Source organism: Janthinobacterium sp. GW460-12-1-14-LB5, assembly GCF_059423585.1.
In genome coordinates this window covers 1-7,190 of record NZ_JBWKYD010000051.1, presented here as the reverse complement: position 1 = coordinate 7,190, position 7,190 = coordinate 1, and the positions used below count along the sequence as shown (strand labels likewise).

The window sequence follows — 7,190 nt, the reverse complement described above, 5'->3', positions numbered from 1 at the left end:
GTCCACATCGTCAATCACTCCAAAACATCAAAGATGCTTTGACCTGAAAGTTGCTATGAAGTTTTTAAACCGTCACTAAGAGCTGATCGGGTGACAAATTATTAATAAGGAACATATCATTCACGTTGTAATGTGCCAAAATCAAACTAGAGACTTTCGCGTAGAGGGTTGCAACAGCCAGTGCTAGTGCTCTGTTGACAGCCCCATGATGGGCTTCAGAACGTGCGGCTTCCACCAAATCCCAGTGCAGTTTCCAGAACTCGACAATGTTCCAATCACCGTATTCAGTCAGCCTTTCATAGAATGAACCTTGCCAATCAGGATTCCTGGGAAGATTTCTGAATATTTGTTCGTACATGATCGGGATCGGTACTCCCGTGAATAGATTTTATGACTGCTTCTGGCCTATTGTGTTGAAAAACGCGGGTACGTTGATATTTAGATAGAAATTCTGCCAGCCTGGACTGGCCAGAGCCGCCGCTGTTGAACGATCACCGACTGCTTGGGGTCTGAGACCTCCCGAAATTGTTGCCGCTCGACTTCTTCAACACGATAGGCCACTTGAATCCACCTCAAACTCCATACCTGTTCCGAGCAGCGGCCTCAAGCTCAGACTGGGGCAAGCCTGCTTGCCGCCAAAATGCAAAAAAATACTCCAATGTTTCGGCAGTAGCGCCACTATCCATGGGATGCAGGACGCAGATGGCCGTTCTTATTTTCAAAACGTCCGGCTCGTCCGATTGGTCTCGTCCTTCAATTGCTCGCCAGAGGCGTACGCGCTCAGCGATGACTTCCTCAGCCGTCGCCGCACCGGTCATGTATCGATTCGCCACAGCTGCCGCTGACCTGGCAACCGCAGGCAATTGCTCAGTCACACTTCCGATAGCCTCAATCATGAATCGCTGAGCTGAAGATTGTTCTGCAGGGTCATCCAGGTCCACCGCGGATGCAATCGCATCAAAAAGTTTCTTATTCAACATTTGCATGACGTTTCGGTGATTGCGCGATGCCTGCAGCGGGGGGGCCGCCTGTGGCAAATGGCGTTCCCCCAAGGCACAGACCGGGGTCCTACCCTCGGTACGACCCCGGACCTTGCATGGGTTCCATGGTGGAAGGGCCTGGCGGCTTACCTGTGCGGCGGCGTCAGCACGCTGGCTATCGCCTTCGGCAAGGTTTCCGGATAGTCTCGGCTGAAGTGTAGGCCACGGCTTTCACGGCGGGACAGGGCGCTGTTGACGATCATCGAGGCCACGTCGACGAGGTTGCGCAATTCCAGTAAATCGTGCGTGATGCGGAAGTTGCGGTAGTACTCGTCGATCTCTTCCTTCAGCAGGGCGATGCGGTGCTGGGCCCGCTCCAGGCGCTTGGTGGTGCGCACGATGCCCACGTAATTCCACATGAAGCGGCGCAGTTCGTCCCAGTTGTGGGAAATCACCACCTCTTCATCCGCATCCGTGACGCGGCTTTCATCCCAGTCGGGCAGGTAGGGCGTGCCCAGCTTTTCCTTGCTTTCGATATCCTGCGCGCAGGCGCGGCCGATGACGATGCATTCCAGCAAGGAATTACTCGCCAGGCGGTTCGCGCCATGCAGACCCGTGCAGGCCGTCTCGCCGACCGCATACAGGCCGGGCAGGTCGGCGCGGCCGGACAAATCCGTCACGACGCCGCCGCACGTGTAGTGGGCGGCCGGCACGATGGGAATCGGCTGCTTGGTGATGTCGATGCCCAGTTCCAGGCAGCGCGCGTAAATCGTAGGGAAGTGTTCGATGAGGAATTCGGCCGGCTTGTGGCTGATGTCCAGGTGCACGTAGTCGAGGCCCCGTTTCTTGATCTCGAAGTCGATGGCGCGCGCCACCACGTCGCGCGGCGCCAGTTCGGCCCGCTCGTCGTGGGCCAGCATGAAGCGCGTGCCGGCGGCTGCGCCCGCTTCGGGCGGCAGTTTCAGCAAGCCGCCTTCACCACGGATGGCTTCGGTGATCAGGAACGATTTTGCATACGGGTGGTACAAGCATGTCGGGTGGAACTGGATGAATTCCATGTTCGACACGCGGCACCCGGCGCGCCAGGCCATGGCGATGCCGTCGCCGCTGGCCGTGTCGGGATTCGTTGTATATAAATACACTTTCCCGGCGCCGCCCGTGGCCAGCACGGTGTGCTCGGCGGCAAAGGTGTGCACCTTGCCCGTTTGCTCATCCTGCACGTACAGGCCGTGGCAATGGGGCTGGGCGTTGCGCTGGGCCGGCTTCATGCCCAGTTTGTCGGAGGTGATCAGGTCGATGGCGCAATGGTGTTCGAACAGGCTGATGTTCGGGTGGGCGCGCACCTTTTCTTCCAGGGTCACTTGCACGGCGTGGCCCGTGGCGTCGGCCGCGTGGATGATGCGGCGCTGGCTGTGGCCGCCTTCGCGTGTCAAATGAAAACCCAGCTCGGCCGAGGCGTCGCGCGTAAACGGCACGCCTTGCTCGATCAGCCATTCGATGGCTTCGCGGCCGTGCTCGACGATGTAGCGCGTGGCGCTCTCGTCGCACAGGCCGCCGCCCGCGATCAGGGTGTCTTCGATGTGCTGCTGGTGGCTGTCGCCGGAGTCCAGCACGGCCGCGATCCCGCCCTGCGCCCAGTTGCTGGCGCCGTCGAGCAGCGCGCGTTTGGAAATGATCGCGACGGTGCGCGTCTCAGCTAAATGCAGTGCAACCGATAAACCCGCCAGGCCACTGCCGACAATCGCTACATCAAATTTCATGACATTTATCTCTTTTAGGGGATGCATACTATATGCCATTTCCCCTCATTCGGTAATGTGTTGAGATAAATTCTGCAAGCGAAAGATAGCTGGGACCGTAGCTTGTGGCGCATCAATGTCTTCGCGGAACAGTTCGCCATCATGGCAAGACAGCAGCAGGCCGCCCCGTGCGCGGCGTGACGCTTTTTGCCGCAGGGGGTAACCATGATCCGCATCTTCAGCCATTATGTCTCGAAAACAGCGTTTATCCTGCTGTTGCTGGAAATCCTGATCCTGCTGCTGTCGGCCACCCTGACGTCCTTGCTGTGGCTGGTTGACGGCAGCCGCGTGCTGCGCGTGGGCGAGATTTACCTGTCGTCCGCGATCTTTGCGCTGGTCATCGTCCTGAGCATGAGTGCGCTGGGCATGTACCAGCACCGCTCGCGCGAAGACATCCGCAACACTTTATTACGCATCCTGCCGTCGTTTGCGCTGGGTTTTGCCGTGCTCAGCGTGCTGATCCGCTTCGTCCCGTCCCTGCATTTCGGGCGTGGCAGCGTGCTGATCTTCGGCCTGGGCGCCATCGGCGTGCTGCTGGCGCGCCTGGTGGTGTTCAAATCCTCGCAATCGGCGCTGATGGAAGGCCGGCTGATCCTGGTGGGCGGCGGGGCGCTGGCGCGCGAATGCATGGACTTGGCGGCCAGCAAGATCGGTTTCCACCAGTTCACGGTGGTGGGCTGCATCGATGTGGCGGGCGAACAACGCTGCGTGCCGGCCTCGGCCTTGCTGCCGGCCGAACCGTCGCTGCTGGCCATGGCCCAGCGCCATGCGGCGCATGAAATCGTCGTCTCCGTCAGCGACCGGCGCAATGGCGCGTTTCCTGCCAAGCAATTGCTGGAATGCGCGCTGGGCGGCGTCAAGGTCATCGACGCGGCCACCTTCTTCGAGCGCGAAGCATGCCAGATCCGCATCGATTCCTTGCAACCGAGCTATCTGATCTATGGGGGCGGCTTCGACCAGAGCTTTTTCCGCGCCGCCTCGAAGCGCCTGTTCGACCTGGCCGCCAGCGGCGTCATCTGCCTGGCGGCGCTGCCCGTGATGCTGGTGACGGCGCTGTGCATCCGCCTGGAAGACGGCGGCCCCGTGTTTTATCAGCAAGAGCGGGTAGGGCGCGACGGCTTGCCCTTCAATGTGCTGAAATTTCGCAGCATGCGCTGCGATGCGGAGCGCGACGGCAAGCCCATCTGGGCGCTGGCCGACGATGCGCGCATCACGCGCGTGGGCAAGCTGATCCGCAAGCTGCGCATCGACGAGCTGCCGCAGATGCTCAATGTGTTTCGCGGCGAGATGAGTTTTGTCGGCCCCCGTCCCGAGCGCGCCTACTTTGTCGAGCAACTGAAGCAGCAAGTGCCGTACTACAACATTCGTCACAGCATCAAACCGGGCATCACGGGCCTGGCGCAGGTGCGCTACCAGTATGGCGCCTCCGTCGACGATGCCGTCAAGAAGCTGCAATACGATCTGTATTATGTAAAGAATAACAGCCTGTTCCTCGACTTGCTGATCTTGCTCGACACGGTGCAGGTCGTGCTGTTTGGCAAGGGCAGCCGATGATACGGGCGCAGTCGGACTGGCTGGCGGCGGCCGACGCGGCGGCGCTCAGCCATGGCCTGGCGTCGCTGGCCTTCTTCCTGCTGGCGCTGCTGCTCATCAGCAACTGGCGCGCGCGGCAGAACGTGCGCGCCTTGCTGGTGGCGTGCCTGGCGACGGGCGGCTGGGCCACGGGCACGGTGGTGCTGGTGCTGCTGGGGCAGCGCATTTCGCTGGCCGGCGATGCGCTCGAATTGCTGCGCACCCTGGCCTGGCTGGTGCTGGTGCTGCTGCTGATCGAACCGTCGCGGCCCCGCTTGCGCCTGGTGCTGCTGGGCATCGTCCTCACGGCGCTGGCACCCGCCTTGTCCGCGCTGGCCTCGTGGTTGCTGGCGCTGCCTTTGCCGGCGCGCATCATCGCCAGCGTCAGCCGTTTGCTGCTGGCCGTGCTGGGCATGCTGCTGGTGGAGCAGTGGTACCGCAACACGCCGCCCCTGAAACGCTGGGGCATCAAGTTTGCCTGCCTGGGCGTGGGCGGCCTGTTCGCCTACGACTTTTATCTGTACAGCGACGCCTTGCTGTTTCTCGCGATCAACGACGACATCTGGGCCGCGCGCGGCATCGTCGACGCCCTGTGCGCGCCGCTGCTGGCCGTGTCGGCCGCGCGCAATCCGGGCTGGGCGCTGGGCTTGTCCGTCTCGCGCCAGATGCTGTACCGCTCGGCAGCCTTGCTCGGTTCGGCCATCTATCTGCTGGCCATGGCGGCCAGCGCCTACTATTTGCGCTATTTCGGCGGCACCTGGGGTTCCTTTATGCAGATGGCTTACCTGGGCGGCGCGGCCCTGCTGCTGGCCGGCGTGCTGTTTTCCGGCAGCCTGCGGGCCAAGCTCAAGGTGACCATCAATAAACATTTTTACAATGCCATCTTCGATTACCGCGAGGAATGGCTGCGTTTTACGCGCGCCTTGTCGGAAGACGGACCCGCCCTGGGCGAACGCACGATACAGGCCATGGCGCAACTGGTGGAAAGCCGCGCCGGCGCCCTGTGGATACTGCGCGAGCCTGGCCAGTTTGCCCCGGCCGCGAGCTGGAACTGGCCCCACAGCATGTGGAGCGAGCCGGCGTCCAGTCCCCTGTGCCAGTTCCTGGAGGAACGATTATGGGTGATCGACGTGCCCGACTGCCAGCGCGATCCCCGCCAGTACGGCGGCTTGCTGCTGCCGCCCGCGCTGCTGGCGCTGCCCGACGTGTGGCTGCTGGTGCCGCTGATGCTGCACGGCCAGCTGTTCGCCTTGGTGGCGCTGGCGCGGCCCCGCACGCGTATCGGCCTGAACTGGGAAATCCGCGACGTGCTGAAAATCGCCGGCAGCCAGGCCGCCAGCTACCTGGCGCACCGCGAATCGCTCGACACGCTCACGGTGTCGCGCCAGTTCGAGTCGTTCAACCGCATGTCCACCTTCATCGTGCACGACCTGAAAAACCTGGTATTTCAATTGTCGCTGCTATTGAGCAATGCGGAAAAGCACCGCGCCAATCCCGCCTTCCAGGAAGACATGCTGGGTACCTTGGACCATTCCGTGCAGAAAATGAAGACCTTGCTGCAGAAACTGGCGCGCGGCGAGGCGCCGGAAGCGCCGGCGCCGCTGCTGCTCGATAACCTGCTGCGCCAGGCCGTGGCGGCCAAGGCCAGCCTGGCGCCCGCGCCCCGGCTGGACATCGTCGATGGCGAACTGACGGTGCTGGCCAACCGCGCACGGCTGGAACGGGTGCTGGGCCACTTGATCCAGAACGCCATCGAGGCGACGGCCAGCGATGGCACGGTGGACGTGCGGCTGCGGCGCGAGCAGCGCACGGCCGTGATCGAGCTCGACGATACGGGGCAGGGCATGAGTGAACAGTTCATCCGCGAGCGCCTGTTCAAGCCGTTCGACACGACCAAGACGGCGGGCATGGGCATCGGCGTGTTCGAAAGCCGCGAATACCTGCGCGAAGTGGGCGGCAGCCTGGAAGTGCGCAGCGAACCGCAAGTGGGCACGACGTTCCGCGTGATCCTGCCGCTGCATGCGGCATAGCAAAGGAGTGCCATGGGCAAACAGAAACTGCTGGTCATCGAAGACGACCCCGGCCTGCAAAAGCAGCTGCACTGGAGTTTCGACGGCTATGACGTCTTGCTGGCGGGCGAGCGCGAAACGGCGCTGGCGCTGGTGCGGCGCCACCAGCCGGCCGTCGTGACGATGGACCTGGGCTTGCCGCCCGACCCGGACGGCGCCACGGAAGGCCTGGCCACGCTGCAGCAAATCCTCGCGCTGGCGCCGGACACGAAGGTCATCATTCTGTCGGGCAACCAGGAGCGCGCGCATGCCTTGAAGGCCATCGCGCTGGGCGCCTACGATTTCCACCAGAAGCCGTTCGAGGCCGACATGCTGGGCCTGGTCATCGCCCGCGCGTTCTATCTGCACGCGATGCAGCAGGAAAACCGCCGCATGCTGCAGACGCAGGCCGATTCGCCGCTGGCCGGCATCGTCAGCCGCGACCCCGGCATGCTGAAACTGTGCCGCAGCGTGGAAAAGGTGGCGCCGTCGTCGGCCAGCGTGATGCTGCTGGGCGATTCGGGCAGCGGCAAGGAATTGATTGCGCGGGGCTTGCACGCGCTGTCGAGCCGCCATGCCCAGCGTTTTGTCGCCATCAATTGTGCGGCGATTCCCGAAAACCTGCTGGAAAGCGAGCTGTTCGGCTATGAGCGGGGGGCGTTTACGGGCGCGGCGCGGCAGACGCTGGGCAAGATCGAACTGGCCCACGGCGGCACCTTCTTTCTCGATGAAATCGGCGACATGCCGATGGCGCTGCAGGCGAAATTGCTGCGCTTCCTGCAGGAGCGGGT

General features: G+C 62.4%; 6 protein-coding genes. 3 read left to right on the top strand and 3 right to left on the bottom strand.

What is annotated here, in order from left to right; all coding sequences use genetic code 11:
* Window positions 1-64 precede the first annotated feature (64 nt).
* From AC07X6_RS28295 to nadB, 3 genes are all read right to left on the bottom strand, one after another.
* A complete protein-coding gene (locus AC07X6_RS28295; protein ID WP_494793186.1) occupies window positions 65-358 on the bottom strand; it encodes a hypothetical protein in 294 nt (97 codons plus the stop codon).
* 214 nt (window positions 359-572) lie between these two features.
* Complete coding sequence (locus AC07X6_RS28290) at window positions 573-986, bottom strand: hypothetical protein (RefSeq protein ID WP_494793185.1); 414 nt, start codon at window positions 984-986, stop codon at window positions 573-575.
* A 140-nt stretch (window positions 987-1,126) separates the two neighbouring features.
* Entirely contained in the window at window positions 1,127-2,740 is a 1,614-nt protein-coding gene (gene nadB, locus AC07X6_RS28285) for an L-aspartate oxidase (protein WP_230538106.1), read from the bottom strand.
* A 204-nt stretch (window positions 2,741-2,944) separates the two neighbouring features.
* Between nadB and AC07X6_RS28280 the strand changes: the two genes are divergently transcribed.
* The 3 genes from AC07X6_RS28280 to AC07X6_RS28270 form a co-directional block, all read left to right on the top strand.
* Window positions 2,945-4,333, top strand: coding sequence for a TIGR03013 family XrtA/PEP-CTERM system glycosyltransferase (locus tag AC07X6_RS28280; protein WP_230538105.1), 1,389 nt, complete (start codon window positions 2,945-2,947; stop codon window positions 4,331-4,333).
* Window positions 4,330-6,381 carry an XrtA/PEP-CTERM system histidine kinase PrsK gene (prsK, locus tag AC07X6_RS28275; protein ID WP_494793184.1) on the top strand — a complete coding sequence of 684 codons (2,052 nt, stop codon included), beginning with the start codon at window positions 4,330-4,332 and terminating at the stop codon, window positions 6,379-6,381. The genes AC07X6_RS28280 and prsK overlap by 4 nt, the downstream gene beginning before the upstream one ends.
* Window positions 6,382-6,393: 12 nt before the next feature.
* Window positions 6,394-7,190: sigma 54-interacting transcriptional regulator (locus AC07X6_RS28270; RefSeq protein WP_494793183.1), on the top strand; the 797-nt coding region annotated here is incomplete at its 3' end.

Excerpts from the sequence above, each read along its gene's own strand:
- AC07X6_RS28295 (WP_494793186.1), bottom strand. The coding sequence starts at position 358 with ATGTACGAACAAATATTCAGAAATCTTCCCAGGAATCCTGATTGGCAA.
- AC07X6_RS28290 (WP_494793185.1), bottom strand. The coding sequence starts at position 986 with ATGCAAATGTTGAATAAGAAACTTTTTGATGCGATTGCATCCGCGGTG.
- nadB (WP_230538106.1), bottom strand. The coding sequence starts at position 2,740 with ATGAAATTTGATGTAGCGATTGTCGGCAGTGGCCTGGCGGGTTTATCG.
- AC07X6_RS28280 (WP_230538105.1), top strand. The coding sequence starts at position 2,945 with ATGATCCGCATCTTCAGCCATTATGTCTCGAAAACAGCGTTTATCCTG.
- prsK (WP_494793184.1), top strand. The coding sequence starts at position 4,330 with ATGATACGGGCGCAGTCGGACTGGCTGGCGGCGGCCGACGCGGCGGCG.